Below are 18,710 nucleotides of genomic sequence, written 5' to 3' on the forward strand. Positions count from 1 at the left end.
CGCGCATCGCCTGAGGAGCACGACGCCGTGACAGTGTGGGACGACCTGGTCGGGCAGGACCGCGTCGTGGGCCAGCTGCGCGCCGCCGCGTCCGCGGCCCGCGCGGCGCTGGCCGGCGAGGTGTCCTCGGGCATGACGCACGCCTGGCTGTTCACCGGGCCGCCCGGCTCCGGGCGCTCCACCACGGCCCGGGCGTTCGCCGCCGCACTGCACTGCGTCAGCCCCGACCTCGCGCTCGGCGCCGAACCGGGCTGCGGGCACTGCGACGGCTGCCACACCACGCTCGCCGGGACGCACGCCGACGTCGACGTGGTCGGCACCGAACTGCTGTCCATCGGCGTCAAGGAGACCCGCGACCTGGTCCGCCGGGCGGCGATGTCGCCGGCCGGCGGCCGCTGGCAGGTCATCGTCCTGGAGGACGCCGACCGGCTCACCGAAGGCGCCGGCAACGTCCTGCTCAAGGCCATCGAGGAACCCGCGCCGCGGACCGTCTGGATGCTGTGCGCGCCGTCCGTCGAGGACGCCCTGCCCACCATCCGCTCGCGCTGCCGGCACATCGCGCTGCGCACCCCGCCGGTCGGCGCGGTCGCCGACATGCTCGCGCGGCGCGACGGCATCGACCCGGCGATGGCCGCCTACGCGGCGCGCGCCACCGGCGGCCACATCGGCCGGGCGCGCCGCCTGGCCACCGACGAGCAGACCCGGCAACGCCGCGCCGACGTGCTCAAACTGCCGCTGCAGCTCGCCGAGATCGGCACCGCGATGGCGGCCGCGCAGCGCCTCGTCGACGCCGCGGCCGCGGACGCCAAGGAGGTCACCGCCGACCTCGACGCGCGCGAGACCGAGGAACTGCGCAACGCCCTCGGCGCGTCCACCCCGGGCGGCCGGCTGCCGTCCGGCACCGCGGGTGTGGTCAAGGAACTGGAGAACCGCCAGAAGAAGCGCGCCACGCGCACCCAGCGCGACTGCCTGGACCTGGCGCTGGTCGACCTCGCGGCGTTCTACCGGGACGTGCTGGCCGTGCAGTTGGGGGCGCCGGTGCCGCTCGACAACGAGCACATGCGCCCCTCGCTCGAAGGGATCGCGCAGGCCGGGACGCCCGAGTCGACGCTGCGCCGCATCGAGGCGATCCTGGCCTGCCGCCGCGCGATCGACGCGAACGTCGCGCCGCTGCTGGCCGTCGAGGCGATGGCGCTCACCCTGCGGGCCGGCTGACGGCGCGCGCGGGCGCGCTGCAAGATCCGGCGGGATCCGTCGTGTTCGGGCCGCCGAACGGGTGGCGGGCGGGAACCCGGAGCCCCCTTCGAAGCGTCGACATGGGAGAGTTCCCCACGGTGCCCAGCCGCCACGTCGGCCACCGAGACCTCAGAACTACCTTCAAGGACGGTGCAAGTCGGTGCGACCGGTGACGCGGAAGGCGCTCAAAGGCCTGCTCATCGCGGTGACGTTGGGGTTGGCCGTGGCCCTCGTCCTGCGTGCCCGCCGCGGTGCACCGGGCGAGCCCGCCGCTGTCCCGGCGGATCCGCCGGCCGGCCCGCCCGCGGACGTACCCGTGCACACCTCGGCAGCGGCTCCGGCACCGGCTGCGCGTGCGCCGCGGCCGGTGGCCGCGGTGGTTCCGGCGCCCGCGCCGGCTCCGGTGCCCGCCCGGGTCGCCCGCCCCGCCGTCGCCGAGCGGCCCGCGGTGCCACCGGCCGCGGACATCGTCGAGATCGACCCCGACCAGCTGCCGTCCGTCGCCGAGGCCCGCCCCGAACCGGTGCGCGCGACCCGCGCCCGGCGCCCGCAACTCGTGGTGGGCGGCGTCGCCTTGGCATTCGTCGTCGTCGCGTCCGCGGTCGGGGCGATGGCCTACGACAGCGTCAAGAGCGACGGCGACGACACCGGGCCGGCCGCGGCGACCGGAAGTTCGTCGCCGAGCGGGCTCCCGTCCGGCGGCCCGAGCACCTCGCTCGGACCGATGCAGCCGCTGAAGTTCGAGTCGCTGGGCGTGCGTTCGGGCGGTTCGCTGAACCAGGTGACGCTGCCGGGGCGGCGTTCCGGAGTGACCGCCGACGTGTGGGTGTGGCTCCCGCCGCAGTACCAGCGCGACGACTTTCGCAATAAGCGCTTCCCGGTCCTCGTCGTGCACTCGGCCTACCCCGGGACCGGCGAGAACTCCATGCTGGCCGACAAGACCACGCTGCTGGCCAAGCTCGCGCAGGGCATCACGGCCGGCACGCTGCCCCCGTTCGTGCTGGTGGCACCGGAGTTGACGCCGTATCCGGAGTCCGAGGTGCGCGCCCTGCCGAAGCCGGAGACGCTCGACACCGAGTGCAGCGACATCCCGGGCCGCGCCAAGATGGCGACGTTCCACAACGAAGACGTGCGCGAGGCCGTCGCCGCCACCTACCGCGTCGCCGCCGAGCGCAGCGCGTGGGGCGTGCTCGGCGAGGGCGCGGGCGGGCTGTGCGCGGTGAAGTACGCGCTGCAGTTCCCGCAGTACTACGCGGCTGCGGCGAGCATCGGCGGCGCCACGGCGCTGAAGTCGCCGCTGTGGGTGGGGTCCGCCGACGTGCGCGAGGCGCAGCAGCCCGCGAAGCTGGTCGGCGCCCGCCCGGACGTACGCCTGTTCCTGTCCAACGCGGCCAACGACAACGCCGGCAAGCAGGCTTCCGCGGCGCTCAAGACCGCGGCGAAGGCCCCCACGGTGGTCGAGACGGCGACCGCGTCCGGCGACACCGCCAAGCAACTCCCGGCGGCGCTCGTGTTCTTGGGCCGCAACGTCACCGACGCGCCGCCGGGCGGCCCGCCGGCCTCCTCGACGCGCCCGGCGACCGCCACCGCCACCGCGACCCGCAACACCGGCGCCTGACGGGGAGTGGGCCCGGCGTGATAGCCATACCGGGTGACCCCTCCAACCGCCGCGACGCCAGGCAGCGTCGACCCCTCCATATCCCGGGCCGACCGGATGCCGTCGGCCACCGGCCCCTCGGGCCTGGGCCGTCTGCGGCGCGGCCCGTTCCGCTTCGCACTGCCGGCCGTGGCCGCCGCCGCGCTCATGGCGGGCTGCACGTCGGGCAGCGACGGTGCGGAATCCGCGGGCAGCGCCTCGTCCGCGCCGCCGGCCTCGCCGCCCGGACCCGGCGGCATACCGCCGGCCGCAACCCCTGAACCGCCCAAGCCCAAGGGCCAGGACGACCCGGCGCTGCGCGAGTTCTACACCCAGCAGCTCGCCTGGGAGCCGTGCAAGGACGACCCGGAGACGACCGAGAAGGACGAGCGCGAGTTCCAGTGCGCGACGCTGCGCGTGCCGCTCGACTACGCCGCCCCGGCCGCCCGGTCCATCGAGATCGCGGTCATGCGGCACCCGGCCGGCAAGGCGGACGCCCGGATCGGCTCGCTGCTCACCAATCCCGGCGGCCCCGGCGGGTCCGGCGTCGACTGGCTCAAGTACGCGTACGCCCGCTTCGACGGCGGCATCCACGACCGCTTCGACGTGGTCTCCTTCGACCCGCGCGGCGTCGGGGCGAGCACGCCGGTGCGCTGCCTGGACGACGCGGTGCGCGACCGCCGCAACGGCGACGACGGCCCGGACCCGGCCGACCACGCCGCCACGAAGGCGCACGGCGAGCAGCTCGGCAAGGAGTTTGCCGCGGCCTGCCAGGAGAAGTCCGGCGACCTGCTGCAGCATGTCGGCACCCGCAACGCCGCCCGCGACATGGACGTGCTGCGCGGCGTGCTCGGCGACGCCAAACTCAACTACCTGGGCTACTCGTACGGCACCTACCTCGGCTCGCTGTACACCGAGGAGTTCCCCGACCGCGTGGGCCGCCTCGTCCTCGACGGCGCCGTGGACCCGGCCCAGGACCCGCTGGAGAAGTCGGTCAACCAGCAGATCGGCTTCGAGCAGTCGTTCACCCGCTTCGCCAAGGACTGCGCGGCGCGCGCCGGCTGCCCGTTCGGCCGGGACGCGGAGAAGGCCCCGAAGATCGCGTCCGACTTCCTGGACGGACTGCGCACGAAGCCGCTGCGGACCAACGACAGCAAGCGCAAGCTCACCTCGAACCTCGGCTGGACCGGCGCGATCAACCTGCTCTACGGCGACGAGGACAAGCAGTGGAAGTGGCTGCGCGAGGCGTTCACGTACGCCATGCGGGACGCCAACGGCGCCGCGCTGCTGTACTACGCGGACAACTACAACGGCCGTGACGAGAAGGGCAAGTACGACGGGTCGATGGACGCCCTGCCGGTCATCCGGTGCGCGGACATGATGGCCGAGGCCCCGACGCCCGAGCGCATCCAGGAGATGCTGGCCAAGCTCAAGAAGGAAGCCCCGCTCTTCTCGCAGAACACCGTCGCGGAGGACTTCGAGGGGCCGGGCTGCGAGTACTGGCCGTTCCGCACCACCGAGAAGCCGCACACGGTCAAGGCGCCTGCCTCCAACCCGGTGCTGGTCGTCGGCACCACCGGCGACCCGGCGACGCCGTACGAGGCCTCCGAGCGGCTCGCCGCGGGCCTGGAGCACGCCACGCTGCTCACCCTTGAGGGCGAAGGGCACGGGGCGTACGGAAAGGGCAGCGACTGCATCGACGACGCGGTCGACGCGTACCTGCTGGAAGGCGCGTTGCCGCCCGCCGGGACGCGCTGCACATAGCCGGCCGGGCACGGCGGCGGGACCGCATTGCCACGTGAACTGCCCGGTCGTGGTAGGCATGGCAGGGTGAGGACTCCCAGCCGCCGTGCTCTTTTCCCGCGTCGCGCGATACCCGCCGCCGCGCTCGCCGCTGCCGCCGTGCTCGTCTCCGGATGCGCCGTGGGCGGTACCGGCGGCGTCGCGGGCAAGGCCCGCGAGTCGGTCGACACGACGCCCGGCGGCACCGCCGCGCCCGGCTCCGGCGGCCCGTCCGGCCCCGGCCTGGCGATCGCCCCCACGCCCGGCGGCAAGGGCCAGAACGACCCGGCGCTGACGTCCTTCTACACCCAGAAGCCCGCCTGGAAGGCGTGCCCGGACGACCCGGAGACCGACGGCGACGAGGGCGAGATGCAGTGCGCCAAGGTGCGCGTGCCGCTCGACTACGCCAAGCCCGAGGGCAAGTCGATCGAGATATCCGCGATGCGCCTGCAGGCCTCCGGCAAGGGCAAGCGAATAGGCACGCTCTTCACCAACCCGGGCGGCCCCGGCGGCTCCGGGATCGACTACCTCAAGAGCTGGGCCGCCGAGTACGACGCGGACATCCGCAAGAGCTTCGACATCGTGGGCTTCGACCCGCGCGGCGTCGGCGAGAGCGCCAAGGTCGTCTGCCTCTCCGACGAGCAGCGCGACCGGATGAACGCCGAGGACGGGCCGGACCCCAAGGACACCGCCGCCTCGGACGCGTTCGCCAAGGCCCAGGACGAGGAGTTCTCGGCCGGCTGCCAGTCCCGGTCCGGCGAGCTGCTGCCGCACGTCGGCACCCGCAACGTGGCGCGCGACATGGACATCCTGCGCGTGCTGGCCGGCGACCCGAAGCTCAACTACCTGGGCTACTCGTACGGCACCTACCTCGGCGCGCTGTACGCCGAGGAGTTCCCCGACCGGGTGGGCCGCCTCGTCCTCGACGGCGCCGTGGACCCGGCCGCCGACCCGCTGGACGACTCGATCGGCCAGACCGTCGGCTTCGAGCAGTCCTTCACCCGGTTCGCCAAGGATTGCGCGAAGCGCCCCTCGTGCCCGCTGGGCACCGACCCGGCCCGCGCCGCGCTGGTCGGCGTCGACTTCCTGGACAGCCTGCGCACCAACCCGCTGCCGAGCCGCCTCGATGAGCGCAAGCTGACCTCCAGCCTCGGCTGGACCGGGATGATCCGGCTGCTCTACGCGGACGAGGACCAGGGCTGGGAGGCCCTGCGCAGCGCGTTCGACATGGCCATGAAGCGCGGCGACGGCACCGCGTTCGTGGCGTACGCCGACGACTACAACGGCCGCGACGAGAACGGCCGCTACGACGGCTCGATGGACGCGCTGCGGGTCATCGGCTGCGCGGACGGCATGGCGGAGGCGCCCAGCCCGGCCCGCGTCCAGCAGGTCCTGGACCAGCTGCGCCGCGAGGCCCCGCTGTTCTCCCGGGACAGCACCCCGGCCGACTTCTCGGGCCCGGGCTGCCCGTCGTGGCCGTTCCGCACCGCCGAGAAGCCGCACACGGTCAAGGCGCCGGGCAGCGACCCGATCCTGGTGATCGGCACCACGGGCGACCCGGCGACGCCGTACGCGGCCTCCGAGCGGCTCGCCGCGGGCTTCGAGAACGCCACCCTGCTGACCCTCGAAGGCGAGGGCCACACGGCCTACGGCCGCGGCAACGCGTGCATCGATGCGGCGGTCGACGCGTACCTGACCCAGGGCAAGATGCCCGCCGAGGGCAAACGCTGCAGCTGAGCGCCCCCCACCTCACCTGACGGCACCCCCGCGCGGCCCCTCCGCGCGACCCGGCCCGGCACGCGACGCCACCCCGGTACGCGTCGCCGGGCCGCCGACGGACGGTTTGCCGGATACGCTCCTTTCAAGGTCGGCCCCGCGCGGCCGAGTGCCGGCGACTCGAGGGGCTGGTCCGTTTGAGGCATGCGAACCGGGCGGTGCAGGCTCTCACCGGTGCGGTCCTGGCCACCGCGCTCCTGCTGTCCGGATGCAGCGGCGCCGGCGACGTCAAGAAGTCCCCCGGCGCGTCCGGGACCCCCGCCCCCGGTGCGCCGCCCGCTGCGCTTCCGATGCCCGAGGCCGCGGAGATCGACTGGAAGGCCTGCGAGGGCAGCCAGTTCGAATGCGGCACTCTCACGGTCCCGGTCGACTACGCCGACCCCGGCGGCGACCGCACCAAGATCGCGCTGATCCGCAAGAAGGCGACCGGCCCGGACCGCATCGGCTCGCTGGTGGTCAACCCCGGCGGCCCGGGCGGCTCCGGCGTCGACTTCGCGCGCTACGCCGCCTCGCAGTTCCCGCGGACCGTGCGCGACCGCTACGACATCGTCGGCTTCGACCCGCGCGGCGTCGGGCACAGCACCCCGGTCAAGTGCCTGTCCGACGACGCGATGGACGAGTACACCCAGCTCGACCAGACGCCCGACGACGGCAGTGAAGTATCCGCCCTCGTGACCGGCGCCACCGCGTTCGGCAAGGCCTGCCAGGCCGAGACCGGACCGCTGGTCGCGCACGTGAGCACCGTCGACGCGGCCCGCGACATGGACCAGATCCGCGAGGCCCTCGGCGACGCCAAGCTGTACTACTTCGGCGCTTCGTACGGCACCTTCCTGGGCGCCACGTACGCCGAGCTCTTCCCGGCCAACGTCGGCCGCTTCGTCCTCGACGGCGCCGTCGACCCCAGTCTCTCCGCGGCCACCGCGAACCGCCTCCAGGCCGGCGGCTTCGAGACCGCCCTGAACGCCTACGCCGACAACTGCGTGGCCGGCGGCTCCTGCTTCCTCGGCCCCACCCGCGAGGCCGTCCTGGCCCGCATCCAGGCCCTCCTGGCCGAACTGGACGCCAAGCCCCTCCCCGGCGACGGCACGCGCGACGTCAACGAGGCCATCGCCACCACCGGGATCCTCTCCCCGCTCTACTCCCGCGACCAGTGGCCCCAGCTCACCCGCGCCCTCCAGGCCGCCCTGCGCGGCGACGGAGACCTCCTCCTGGACCTCAACGACCAGTACTACGAACGCAGCTCCGACGGCCACTACGCCAACCTCATGTACGCCAACGCCGCCGTGAACTGCCTCGACCTGCCGCCCGCCGCCACCACCCCCGACCAGGTCCGCGCCCAGGTCCCCGAGTTCGAGCAGACCTCCCCGACCTTCGGCCGCGCCCTCGCCTGGGCCGGCCTCACCTGCGGCACCTGGCCCGTCCCGGCCACCGGCCGCCCCCACGAGATCCACGCCCCCGGCGCCGCCCCCATCCTCGTCGTCGGCACCACCCGCGACCCGGCCACCCCGTACGCCTGGTCCCAGGCCCTCGCCGCCCAGCTCGACTCCGGCACCCTCCTCACCTACGACGGCGACGGCCACACCGCCTACCTGCGCGGCAGCACCTGCATCGACACCGCCGTCGACGCCTACCTCCTCACCGGCACCGCACCCCCCGACGGCAAAACCTGTAATTGACCACCCCGCCGCCTGTGTATGCTTGTCGCCGTCCCCACCACCACGGTGAAGACATGCCGCCTTAGCTCAGTCGGCCAGAGCGACGCACTCGTAATGCGTAGGTCAAGGGTTCGATTCCCTTAGGCGGCTCCCCAAGAAGGCCAGGTCAGATTCGTCTGACCTGGCCTTCTGGCTTTCCGTAGCCGACCGCTGCGGCTATGGGCAGCTCCCGCAGCCGTCCTGCGTGAGCGGATGTGTGAGCACTCCGGGCTTTTGTGCCATGCACGCCGGCGCACGTCACGGCACAGCCGATCCGGCCTGCCAGGGCCTCCGCAGTCGTGTTGCACCGCACCCGCAGATGCGGAAGGTGCTTTCCGTGTGGCAGGCGACCGTCTCACCCTGTGCCCGGCACCGCGAACAGGATGGTATGTGCGTCGTCGAACTGCGCGGCGAGGTCGACGTGGCCACACGCGGGGCCATCACCGAGGTGCTCGACGACCTGACCCGGGCCCCCGTCCGCGCTTGGTCATCGACCTGCGTCCGGTCGCCTTCATGGACACGACCATGCTGAACATCCTCTGCCGCATCAGGCCCCGGACGCTCCGCCCCGGCGGCCTCCGGCTGGTCAGCACCGATCCCCTGGTGCTTCGCATGCTTGTGGCCACCCGCCTGGACGGCCGGTTCCCGCTCCACCGGACCTTGGCGGACGCCTTGCTCGCGTCCACGCCACCCGCTGCCTGGCCCTCCCCAGGGACTGTGCCGTGGGATCCCCGGTGACGTGACGGCGAGTTCAGCCTACGGCGGCCGCGATGGGGAAAGCGCCGTCTCTCGTGGCGCGGAGATGGCCGCCTTCGGCTTCCCAGTCTGTCTCCGAGGGGTCGTCGGCCCCCTGGAGGTCGGTGGTGCGGGCCTGGCCAGGCGTGCTCATGGCGTGGACCAGCGCAGTGGCGGTGCGCATGTCGCCTGCCGTCGCCGCGGCCGCCATCATCCGCTGCGCTGTGTCCGCGGCGGTCTCCGGCGGAACGACGAGGAGTTCCCAGCGCCCCGCGCGGTGCGACAGGAGCATGATCTCGTGGAGGTCCTGCTCGTCGGTGAACCAGCCGACCTTGACCAGGCGCCCGGAGACCGGGACCCGCCGGGGAACGCTCTGCCAGAGCGTGGGGTTCACCGTCGCGCGGGTGATCATGCCCATGTCATCCATTGCCCTTGCCAGGGAGGGGAGTTCGAGGGCGAGATCGCGAGAGTAGGGCCACCACGCGCCGTCGAGCCGACCTGCGGCCTGTCCGGGCGGGGTCAGCGCGATACGCGCGGGGATGGTGTGCAAACGTTCGGTGGTCGCCAGGCGATCGTCGGTCGCGGTCATGATGCGAACCTGCCTCCGGAAGGGCTTCCGGCATGGTTGCTCGCCGAGCACGACACCGATATCGAAGTCGGCGTACGAAGTGTCCTCGGTACTCCCACAGTACTGCGGCATGGACCGGCGCGGGCGTTGCGCTGCGCATGAGTGTGAGTGCGGGGCAGAACCGGACTCATGACCGTCAGGTCGCAGGGCCGCCCTCGGGATGGATGCCGGCGTCGACGAGGATCTTCGCGGCCAGTGCAAGGTTCCCAGGTCCAGAGCTCTGGCCATGGCCCGCTGAGCTTGGCGCCGGGTCGCGTGCGGCGGCACGACGAGCAGCGCGACGAGGTTCCCGTCGTCCCGCCTGAACAGCACGGTGTCGTCACCGAGCGGAAACCAGTCGACGTGCACGATCCGGCGGGCCGCGAACGGGTGCTCTGGGACTGCATCCCATGAGTCCCGGTCCAGGCCGACCCGGCTGATCGGGCCGATGTGTCCGGTCAACGCGGTGACAAGGCCGCGCAGTTGCGAGCCGACGTCGCGGGACCGCGGCCACTACGCGCCGTCCGGCACGCCCTGGCGACGTCCGATCGCCTGCGGCCTGAGCAGGAGCGTGCCGGGGCCGGAGGCAGCCCTGCATCGGCGGAAGGGCGCGCGAATACGGATCCTGATGTGCGGATGCCCCGGAATCAGACTTCCAGGCGCGGTCTGGCGTCGATGCGGGCTGCGTCGGCCAGGCGGATCCGGCTGAACAGGACGAGCGGTGCCGCGTAGGCGGCTTGCGGCCCCAGGATCAGTGCGAGATCGAGCAGCAGTCCGGGCATCCAGCGGTCCTCGGGGGTCACACGGTTGACGACGGCCCAGACGACGGCGACGGCCGTCTGGGCGACGATGAACAGCCAGGAGTCGAAGGCCCTGGCGACGCGACCGGCGAGCCAGGCGCCCGCTGCTTGAGCGCGGTGGCTGCGCCGATCGCCAGTAGGCCGATCGCTCAAACGGGACTGGGTGTCCGGACGGTTGCGGCGGTCGGGGGCGCGCCTGGGCGTGCGGCGCAGGGATATCGGCATCGGGGTGGCGTTCGCGATGGGCGGCGCGATGTCACCTTCGCGCGGTTCTCCGCCGCAGGCCCCTGCGGCCGCGGCTGTGGCCTGAGCCGCGGTTGGTGATTGCGCGGTAGGCCACGAGCAGCAGGATGGATCCGGCGATGGCGCTGACCCAGGTGGAGAGGTTGAAGAAGCCCTGTGTCCCGTCGACGTCGAAGACCTGGACGGCGATGAAGCCTCCGACCAGGGCACCGGTCATGCCGATGAGTGCGGTGACGATGAGGCCGCCGGGGTCCTGGCCGGGGACCAGCATCTTGGCGATGATCCCGGCCGCCAAGCCGAGGACGATCCAGGCGATGATGCCCATGGCGGTACTCCTTGTGAGCGTTGATGCGTGGTCTGCGGCGACCGGCTTGCGGGCCGGTCGTGCAGAGCCGCGGACCGCAGAGTTGCGGCCGGCGGCGATCGTGCTTTTCGTCGCCCGCGCGGGAGCGGCGTCACTCAACGCGCGGTGTGGTGTTCTGCGCCGCGTCGTCGAAGAGGTGGACGTCGTGGACGGCGATGTCCACGGCGACGACTTCCAAGCCGGTCATGCGCTCGACCGCGTCGGTGACATGGGCCCGGACTGCGGCTGCGACGTCGGCGATGCTCACTCCGTACTCGACGACCACCGCGAGGTCGACGGCGGTCTGCTTCTCGCCGACTTCGACCTTCACGCCGCGGGAGGCGTCGGTGCCGGTCCCGGGGACCCGGTCGCGCACTGCGCCGTAGCCGCGGGTGAACCCGCCGCCCATGGCATGGATGCCGCGGACCTCGCGGGCGGCCATCCCGGCGATCTTCGCCACGACGGAGTCGGCGATGCTGGTCGTGCCGCGGCTCGCGGGCGCCGTGGCGGTCCCGGCCGGCGAGGATGGTGGCGGCGTCGGTGCGAAGACGCGGGGTTCGACCGGCGCGGACGCGAGGTCGGGTCCCGGCCCGGGCCGGATGTGCGCCTGGGGCTGCGGCTTGGGCAGGGTCTGGCTGATCGGCTCCGTCATGCGAAGCCACCTCCTCGGGAGGTTGGCGGATGTGCGGAGGGTGAAGGGCAGCTCCCGCCCTGTCCGACTCCGCAGCCGGGCCCGGCGGCCCTCCTCGCTGCGCTCACGGCGTTGCGGCCCGTACTCGGGTACGGCCGAGATACCCGGGCGGGTCCGGCGTCTCGTGATGTGCGGAGTCGGACGAGGCGGGCGCTCTGGCGAACCTCGTGGGCCGCGGGCCCGGCTGTGGTGCGGGGTGGCTGCGTGGCGTGGCGTGGTGTGCGTTCGGGTTCCTTCCGGGGCGGCCCGCGCAGGTGTTGGCACGTCGGCCGACGTGGGGTGCCGGCCCGGGGCCGGTCGGGCATCCTCAGGACGAGCGCGGAACCACCGGCGGCTCTGTTGCCTGCGTACACCACGCGCCTCCTCGGAGCGGACGGTTCGTCTCGCTGCCGGGGGCCAGGGCGTCACTGCCAACGTAGTCCCGCGCGGGCACCGCGAACAGACCCCGAGTTCGACCGTTACGCGCTGTCGGCCCGCGGGTCAGGAGACGCACCGATTGGAAACTCCGTTCAGGACACCGCCCGTTGCCTCCTGTTCGATAGGGGTAACCGGGACTAATGTGGGCTTTGCGGCCCCGGCCCCCGGCAGCACGGAACCCCTTTCCGCGCCCCTGGTGGGCGCTCTGTGCGGGCATCGCTCCTTCGCCCGTCGGCGTCATCCGCACCCGACGACAGGCATCACCGATGTACGTGCTCATCCTCGTGCCCGTGTTCCCCTTCCTCCTGCTCGGTGCCGTCCTGGGCCTGTCGTGGTGGGAGGACCGGATCCTGCCGTCGGCCGACCGCCCCGACCCGTTCGCCCCGGTGCTGCGGGCGCCGCAGCCACCCGCAGCGACCGAGACGCCCCGAGGCGCAACCCACGTGCTACCCGGCCGCGAAGCGGGACCACGACGGCCTGGCACACCGCGAACTCCACTGCACGGGGCACCCGTTGACAGGCGCCGCGGCCGGGAGTTGACTGAAGGGCACAGCAGGAGGGCGATGACGCGCCGGAGTCTCCGGGCAGCCCGCCCCCTGCCTGCTTCGCCGGGACCCCGCGGATCGTGACCGTGTGGAGGCCCGGCCGTGCGCTTCTGGATCGCCCTTCTCCTGCTCGCCGCCGTGCTGTTCGGCGCCGGGCTCTTCACCTTGCCGTTCTGGTGGATCGTCGGGGCGTTCGCTGTGGTGATCGCCCTGTTCGCCGCGGGGCGCCACGGCCACCGCCGTCGATCCCCACGGTGAACGCGTCCGACGCGAAAAGGCCGCGTGCGTACAAGTCCGCAGCACCGACCCGGGAGGACTGCCATGAGCATCGTCGCCAAGCTCAAGAACCGAGCACGCACACTGCAAAGCCGCTTGCCGCAGAACCACGGGCGCGACCCAGCCGGCCGCGGCACCGGCGGAACAGGCCACACGCAGCGGTCGCCCGGCGGCCGGAACCAGTCCCTCGCGCGAGCGGTGAGGGCGTTGCGCAGCGCTGTCAGGCGCTGACCGGACCCTCTGTGTCCGGCGCCGGCCCCCGACCGTCGGGCGCCGGACACAGAGACCACCGCGACCGGCGCCGGTCCCGTCCCGGACGACCGAGAGATGAGGGGATTCCCATGGCACTGCCCATGCTCACTGCTGAGGACCGCCGGGCCGCGCTGGCGAAGGCGGCGGCCGCCCGCCGGGAACGCGCCGTCCTGCTGGCCGACATCAAGGACGGCTCGCTCACCTTGGCCGCCCTGTTCGACCGAGGCGGTCCGGTGGCCGGCAAGACCCCGGTGCGCCGGGTGCTGGAGGCGCTGCCCGGCGTCGGCAAAGTCCGCGCCGCACGCATCCTGGACCAGATGGACATCCCGGCGAACCGCAGGCTCAAGGGCCTCGGCCCGCGCCAGCGTGACCGGCTCCTCGAACTGTTCCCGCCCCGGCCCCGAAGCGTCGCCCGCCGCCGGGAGATGTCCGGACCGCGCGGCGCGGCGGCCGCCGCCGTGCGCTGATGCCTTCGGTGGCGGCCGCAGCCGCTACGGCCGCCGTTGACCCCTGTCCGGCTTCCCACCCCTCCGATGCGCCGGGCAGAGTTCCATCAGGACAGCAACCGGCGAACGGCACGGGCAGGGAGGGCGGTTGCGAGGCCATGAGCCGTTGGCAGGCCGAGGACGAACAGGCAGCCATCGCGGACATGTCGGCCGCCGCTTACCACGATGCTGCCGACGGACACCCGCACTTTCGCGAGGAGGTCCGGCGGTGGTTCGCGGAGGACGCTGCGCGGCCCGGGTTCGCGGTGGCCGGCTGGGCCGAATGCGCGTACGGCTAACGCGCCGACCCCGGCGGGGCACCGTGGCGCGAGTTCCTCGGCGAACTCCCCCCAGGTCGGGCTGTTCGACACTGTGTCTCCTGCCGGGTCCTGGACACGTCCGTCGGACCCCTCAGCGGCATACGCGGCAGAGTGACGGTCTGGCCGACGCAGCCTGGTCTGCGCGGGAGGCGTCGCCCTGTGCAGGTCGGTCAGCGCACTGGTCGTCGGCCGGAGCGTCGCCAGTGGACAGCGAGGTAGACCAGTGCGGCGACGAAGACGGCGATGCCGATGAACAGCAGGTAAAGAAGGCCGTCGGCGGCCACGCCGATGATGCCGAGCACGATCGCGATGACAAGCAGGATCAGGAAGGGATTCACGGCGCGGATGCCTCCCTCTTCGGTGTGGGGTTCAGCGACGGGCGAGCTGGCGCTCGCCGTCCGCTCCCGGTTGGTACGGCAGGTCGTAGTGCCGGAAGACTGCTTCCTCGTCCTCGGCGGGCAGGACGTCGTCGGTGCCGATCGACGGGCACTGCTTCACCCGCCCCTTGTCGTGCGCGACCCGCACATAGCCGGGCCCGACGACGGCGTCCGCAAGGGGGACGAAGACGAGGCGGTGGCGGGTGGGCAGCCCTACCTTGACGGTGGCCATGGACGGTTCGTCGGTGCTGGTGTCGACGTAGACCGCTTCCAGTACCCCGATTTTGTGGCCGCTCGGGTCGACGACATCGTGTGTACGCCACTCGCGGATATCCGCTGCCTGGATCATCCCGGCTCCTGTCGCGTGGTGGCTGCGTGCGAGCTCTTCCTTTCAGCGTGCCCCCGGACAGCCGGGCACGCCAACCCAGGCAGACGGGCGGCAGCGCCTTCGGCACAGGAAGTCGTGCGAAGGCGCGCCACAGCACATCCGGATGTGCCGATGCCCCGGAATCAGGCTTCCAAGCGCAGTTGCGCCGACCGCTCGTACGTTCTGACGCGCAAGGTCCGGGTAGCCGAACGAAGAGACTGGGACACAACGCCCACCTGGGTGCGGCTTCCGTGCTCGTGCTCATCACCTACGCCACACGCCACGGCTCGACCCGGTCGATCGCGGACCGGATCGGCGAACGGCCGGCCGAGCACAGCGTCGAAGTCGAGGTCTTGGAGACCTGCCAGGTCGGGCACCTGTGGCAGTACCGAGCCGTGATCGCGGGCAGCGCGATCCACGACGGCGACTTCCGCGACTGGGCCGAGATCGACGAGTGGGCCCTCGGCATCGCCGAAAAGCTCACGGTGGAATGACACACCCCGGCCGACAGCGTCGCCCCGGCATCACCCGAGCCTCGAGTCCGAGTCGGACCGCTGACAACACCGCGTCCCCTTGCGGGGTTCCGGACATGGTCGGGGTGTGGATGGCCGACGGCCGACCCCTACCGGCGCCCTCCACCCTGCGCCGTACGCGATGCATGTCAGGTTGACGGAGTTTGCCGACCCACGGGACTGCGATGAGGACTAGGCTGCGGAACGGACGTCCCAGACCCCGACGGCACACTGGCACCGATCACGGATGTCCCAGGGAGCGGAAGCTTCGTCCGATCACCCGGGCATCCCCGAGGGAATCGACCGCGTCCCACCGCCCCGGACTCCGGCTGCCGGACCGGCTCTTCGCCCGCCGAACGAACCACACCACCGTGGAACTACCCACGCTGGTCCGGGAAACCGGTTCGCGTGCGGTGAGCCCGGTCGGCTCTCGGAACCGAGGCGCCATGCCCAATCGCCAGACCGTCCCTGTCCACCTCGCCGTCTTCCGCTGCGACACCGTCACCGGAGCCCTGCTCACCGTCCAGGGCGAGATCGACGTCGACTCCGCGCCGCAGCTGCGCGGCTGCATGACGCGCTGCCTGCTCGACGGCTACTCCACCATCGACGTCGACCTGTCCGGCGTGACCTTCTGCGACAGCAGCGGCCTGCACGCCTTCCTCGACACCTCCCGCGACGCCGCCAGGGCCGGCGGCCACCTGCGGCTGCACAACCTGAGCCCGATCGTTGCCCGGCTCCTCACCCTCACCGGTACCGGCACCATCCTCCTCGGCCTTCCCGCCCGGCCGACGCCCCCGAAACCCGACGCCGACGCCGACGAGCCTCCCGTCGGCCCCACCGAGGCAGGGCAGGTCATCGTCATCAGCAGCGCCTCCACCGACCCGCCAGGGCCGGAACGGCCCAGCGCCTGGCGGGTCCTGGGTTGGCTGCGCGGCGACCCGCTGCGGGAGGCGCTCCTCGGCAACCCCCGTGCGTCGCTCACGTCCGCGTTCGCGAGCCACGCCCAGCGAGCCACGAGCGAAGTGACCCGGTCGTGGTGGGGATAGGCGCGGGGACGGGCGCAGGACCGCGCCGCCCCGACGTCCCGCGAACGCCGCGTGCCGCATGCATTCCTCCGTGCCGGACGTGCGGCAGGTGAACGCCGTCGGCCGCTCGGCGCGGATCCGGGTCCTGGTCGCGGAGCACGCCGCCCGGCGCGGAGCCCAGGTGGGCGTGCTGGACGTCTGCACCGCCGCCGTTGCCGACCTCCCGGTGCAGGGCGCCGGGGTCTCCGCGATGTCGCTCTCCAAGTCCAGCCACCCCCTGTGCAGCACCGACGACGTCAGTGAGCAGTTGGAGGAACTGCAGCTCACCCTCGGCGAAGGCCCGTGCGTGGACGCCTTCGCTCAGGGCACCGCTGTGCTGACAGCAGACCTGCTCGTCGACGACGTCCTGGGCCGCTGGCCGGCGTTCGCACCCGCCGCGGCCCAGGCCGGCGCGCGGGCGGTCTTCGCCTTCCCGCTGCGGATCGGCGCCACCAGACCCGGTGTCCTGGACCTGTACGCCCACCAGCCCGGCGGCCTGGACCCCGAACAACTCGCCGACGCCAAGGTCTTCGCCGACACCGCCACCCTCGTCCTGCTCCAGACCCCCCATACCGGACACAGCACACCGGCGACCCTCGTCGACGGCGGCACGCTTGACCTCTACTTCGCCGACCTGGGCGGCTACCGCGCCGAGATCGACCAGGCCACCGGCATGCTCACCGAACAACTCGGCGTCGGTATCGACGAGGCGTTCATCCGGCTGCGCGCCTACGCGTACGCCCACGGACGCCGTCTCGCCGACGTGTCCCGCGACGTCGTGGCCCGCACCCTGCGCTTCACCCCGGACCCTCCACCGAACAAGGGGACGATGCACGATGACATCTGACACGACGCCGGGAAGCATGGACTCCACCGCATTTCAGCGTCCCCCCGCAACGGGGTCGGCCGCGATTGAGAGCGCCCCTGATGGATGAACGGCTCCTGCTCCGGACCTTCGTCGAACTCGCCGACAACCTGGTCGCCGACTTCGACCTGATCGACTTCCTCCGACTGCTCACCGATCGGTGCGTCGGCATGCTCGGCGTCACCGCGGCCGGCGTCCTGCTGGCGGACCCGCAGGGCGACCTGCGGGTCATGGCGGCCTCTGACGAACGCGTACGCCTCCTCGAACTGTTCCAGCTGCAGAACGACGAAGGCCCCTGCCTGGAATGCTTCCGCACCGGCGTACCCGTCACGGTCCCCGACCTCGCGATGCACACTGACCGCTGGCCGCGGTTCGCCGCCGAGGCACGGCACAGCGGATACACCGCCGTCCAGGCCTTCCCCATGCGCCTGCGCGACGAAGTCGTCGGCGCCCTCAACCTCTTCCGCACCGACGTCGGAGACTTCGACGGGGTCGACACGCAGATCGCCCAGGCCCTCGCCGACGTCGCCACCATCAGCCTCCTCCAACAACGCTCCGCCGACCGCAGCGACGTGCTCAACGAGCAGCTCCAGGCCGCACTCACCAGCCGCGTCCTGATCGAGCAGGCCAAAGGCAAACTCGCCGAACGCCACGGCCTCGACATGGAGCAAGCCTTCACCGCGCTGCGCAGCTACGCCCGTTCCCACAACCGCCGCCTCGCCGACCTCGCCCAAGCCTTCGTCGACGGCACCGAATCCCTCACCGACCTGGGCACCGACCCGCAGACCACGAGCGTGCGACCCTCGCGCCATCCGCATCCCGCGTGACGGCGCGCACCGCAACCGGCCCGCCGCTACGAACGGACGAGATGCGCGGCCCGGTCGGCGAGGGCTGCGGCGATGCCGCCCTAACTCACCAAGCGTGGACGCTCGTTGACATAGGGCAATCATCGGGCGTTAACTGGCAAATACGGCGCAGGGCGACAAGACCCCGGGTATCCAGGGGAAGCGCCCCGCCGATTCGCCGAGACCCCGCGGACCCGACCGTGTGGAGGCCCGGCCTTGATCGCCCTGATTCTTCTTGCCTTGCTGGTCCTGATCCTGTTCGTCGCCGGCTTCACCCTCCCGCTGTTCGTCGTCGCAGCGGCGGTGTCGGTGATCGCCTGGATCCTCGGATCGATCCGCTACCGCCGCGAGCACCGAGACCGCTACCACCAAGGGCGCCGGGAAGGATGGCATCGTTGGTAGTCACCTGAGTGGTCCACGGACCGTGGTGCCATAGCTTGAGGAGCCCGCGTTCTGCGTGAGCGATGCGTGAGCGGATGTGCCGGTACTCGCGCGCACGGAGGCCGACGGAGGCGCAGGTCCGGGTGTGCAGAGCGGTGAAAACCTGGACAGGGCGGACTCCGCAGGACGCCAGACCATGATTCATCGGGTGCTCGTAATGCGTAGGTCAAGGGTTCGATTCCCTTAGGCGGCTCCCCAAGAAGGCCAGGTCAGAAGCTTCTGACCTGGCCTTTTGGTATTTCGCGGGGCGGATGGCCGGGGTCCGGCGGGCGCCTGGTGCCGGTTGCTCTGTGCGTGTTGCCTCCGGCGTGGCTACCTGCCGGCTGCCGACCGGACCGTTCGGGTCGTGGCATGTTCGGCGTATGGAGAACGCCCCTGGGGTTCCGCGATCCACCCGGCGC

General features: G+C 72.1%; 19 protein-coding genes, 1 tRNA gene and 2 pseudogenes. 15 read left to right on the top strand and 7 right to left on the bottom strand.

Features of this window, described 5'->3' with window-relative positions; genetic code table 11:
* Window positions 1–27 precede the first annotated feature (27 nt).
* The 7 genes from LZ495_RS18770 to LZ495_RS45295 all read left to right on the top strand — a co-directional run bounded on the left by LZ495_RS18770 (window position 28) and on the right by LZ495_RS45295 (window position 8,862).
* Complete coding sequence (locus LZ495_RS18770) at window positions 28–1,215, top strand: DNA polymerase III subunit delta' (protein WP_235053458.1); 1,188 nt, start codon at window positions 28–30, stop codon at window positions 1,213–1,215.
* 190 nt (window positions 1,216–1,405) lie between these two features.
* Complete coding sequence (locus LZ495_RS44915; protein WP_235053459.1) at window positions 1,406–2,854, top strand: alpha/beta hydrolase; 1,449 nt, start codon at window positions 1,406–1,408, stop codon at window positions 2,852–2,854.
* Window positions 2,855–2,887: 33 nt separating this feature from the next.
* A complete protein-coding gene (locus tag LZ495_RS18780) occupies window positions 2,888–4,636 on the top strand; it encodes an alpha/beta hydrolase (protein ID WP_235053461.1) in 1,749 nt (582 codons plus the stop codon).
* A gap of 66 nt (window positions 4,637–4,702) precedes the next feature.
* The gene (locus tag LZ495_RS18785) at window positions 4,703–6,391 is read left to right on the top strand and encodes an alpha/beta hydrolase (protein WP_235053463.1); all 1,689 of its coding nucleotides are present in this window, start codon (window positions 4,703–4,705) and stop codon (window positions 6,389–6,391) included.
* A gap of 197 nt (window positions 6,392–6,588) precedes the next feature.
* Window positions 6,589–8,106, top strand: a complete 1,518-nt coding sequence (locus tag LZ495_RS18790) for an alpha/beta hydrolase (RefSeq protein WP_235053465.1) — start codon at window positions 6,589–6,591, stop codon at window positions 8,104–8,106.
* 55 nt (window positions 8,107–8,161) lie between these two features.
* Window positions 8,162–8,235, top strand: a tRNA-Thr gene (locus LZ495_RS18795).
* 102 nt (window positions 8,236–8,337) lie between these two features.
* The gene (locus LZ495_RS45295) at window positions 8,338–8,862 is read left to right on the top strand and encodes an STAS domain-containing protein (protein WP_372498595.1); all 525 of its coding nucleotides are present in this window, start codon (window positions 8,338–8,340) and stop codon (window positions 8,860–8,862) included.
* 13 nt (window positions 8,863–8,875) lie between these two features.
* Here the strand turns inward: LZ495_RS45295 and LZ495_RS18805 are convergent, their stop codons facing one another.
* The 5 genes and pseudogenes from LZ495_RS18805 to LZ495_RS18820 form a co-directional block, all read right to left on the bottom strand.
* Entirely contained in the window at window positions 8,876–9,448 is a 573-nt protein-coding gene (locus LZ495_RS18805) for a DUF5994 family protein (RefSeq protein ID WP_235053467.1), read from the bottom strand.
* Between the two features lie 267 nt (window positions 9,449–9,715).
* A pseudogene (locus LZ495_RS45300) lies at window positions 9,716–9,967 on the bottom strand (DUF5994 family protein); the annotation flags it as partial.
* Window positions 9,968–10,113: 146 nt separating this feature from the next.
* Window positions 10,114–10,419, bottom strand: coding sequence for a DUF1003 domain-containing protein (locus LZ495_RS18810; RefSeq protein WP_235053469.1), 306 nt, complete (start codon window positions 10,417–10,419; stop codon window positions 10,114–10,116).
* A 103-nt stretch (window positions 10,420–10,522) separates the two neighbouring features.
* Window positions 10,523–10,834 carry a GlsB/YeaQ/YmgE family stress response membrane protein gene (locus LZ495_RS18815; protein WP_235053471.1) on the bottom strand — a complete coding sequence of 104 codons (312 nt, stop codon included), beginning with the start codon at window positions 10,832–10,834 and terminating at the stop codon, window positions 10,523–10,525.
* A 130-nt stretch (window positions 10,835–10,964) separates the two neighbouring features.
* A complete protein-coding gene (locus tag LZ495_RS18820) occupies window positions 10,965–11,504 on the bottom strand; it encodes an Asp23/Gls24 family envelope stress response protein (protein WP_235053473.1) in 540 nt (179 codons plus the stop codon).
* A gap of 1,103 nt (window positions 11,505–12,607) precedes the next feature.
* Here LZ495_RS18820 and LZ495_RS18825 point away from each other — a divergent pair.
* The 3 genes and pseudogenes from LZ495_RS18825 (at window position 12,608) to LZ495_RS18835 (ending at window position 13,817) form a co-directional block, all read left to right on the top strand.
* Complete coding sequence (locus tag LZ495_RS18825; protein WP_235053475.1) at window positions 12,608–12,763, top strand: hydrophobic protein; 156 nt, start codon at window positions 12,608–12,610, stop codon at window positions 12,761–12,763.
* Between the two features lie 359 nt (window positions 12,764–13,122).
* Window positions 13,123–13,416: pseudogene (gene mihF / locus LZ495_RS18830) on the top strand (integration host factor, actinobacterial type); the annotation flags it as partial.
* A 221-nt stretch (window positions 13,417–13,637) separates the two neighbouring features.
* Entirely contained in the window at window positions 13,638–13,817 is a 180-nt protein-coding gene (locus LZ495_RS18835; protein ID WP_235053477.1) for a hypothetical protein, read from the top strand.
* A gap of 191 nt (window positions 13,818–14,008) precedes the next feature.
* Here the strand turns inward: LZ495_RS18835 and LZ495_RS18840 are convergent, their stop codons facing one another.
* Window positions 14,009–14,176 (bottom strand): hypothetical protein, encoded by a 168-nt coding sequence (locus LZ495_RS18840; protein WP_235053479.1) that lies wholly within the window; start codon window positions 14,174–14,176, stop codon window positions 14,009–14,011.
* Window positions 14,177–14,207: 31 nt separating this feature from the next.
* Window positions 14,208–14,564 (bottom strand): PRC-barrel domain-containing protein, encoded by a 357-nt coding sequence (locus LZ495_RS18845; RefSeq protein ID WP_235053480.1) that lies wholly within the window; start codon window positions 14,562–14,564, stop codon window positions 14,208–14,210.
* 269 nt (window positions 14,565–14,833) lie between these two features.
* On the opposite strand from LZ495_RS18845, the gene LZ495_RS18850 reads away from it, so the two are divergent.
* From LZ495_RS18850 to LZ495_RS18870, 5 genes are all read left to right on the top strand, one after another.
* Window positions 14,834–15,076 (top strand): flavodoxin domain-containing protein, encoded by a 243-nt coding sequence (locus LZ495_RS18850; RefSeq protein WP_235053481.1) that lies wholly within the window; start codon window positions 14,834–14,836, stop codon window positions 15,074–15,076.
* Window positions 15,077–15,540: 464 nt separating this feature from the next.
* Window positions 15,541–16,140: an STAS domain-containing protein gene (locus LZ495_RS18855; protein WP_235053482.1), complete on the top strand. Its 600-nt coding sequence runs from the start codon at window positions 15,541–15,543 to the stop codon at window positions 16,138–16,140.
* Window positions 16,141–16,228: 88 nt separating this feature from the next.
* A complete protein-coding gene (locus LZ495_RS18860) occupies window positions 16,229–17,005 on the top strand; it encodes a GAF and ANTAR domain-containing protein (RefSeq protein ID WP_372498603.1) in 777 nt (258 codons plus the stop codon).
* Window positions 17,006–17,085: 80 nt separating this feature from the next.
* The gene (locus LZ495_RS18865) at window positions 17,086–17,850 is read left to right on the top strand and encodes a GAF and ANTAR domain-containing protein (protein ID WP_235053484.1); all 765 of its coding nucleotides are present in this window, start codon (window positions 17,086–17,088) and stop codon (window positions 17,848–17,850) included.
* A 234-nt stretch (window positions 17,851–18,084) separates the two neighbouring features.
* Complete coding sequence (locus LZ495_RS18870; RefSeq protein ID WP_235053485.1) at window positions 18,085–18,270, top strand: hydrophobic protein; 186 nt, start codon at window positions 18,085–18,087, stop codon at window positions 18,268–18,270.
* Window positions 18,271–18,710: the final 440 nt, after the last annotated feature.

Origin of the sequence: Yinghuangia soli (genome assembly GCF_021502675.1) — a bacterium.
Classification (GTDB): Bacteria; Actinomycetota; Actinomycetes; order Streptomycetales; family Streptomycetaceae; genus Yinghuangia; species Yinghuangia soli.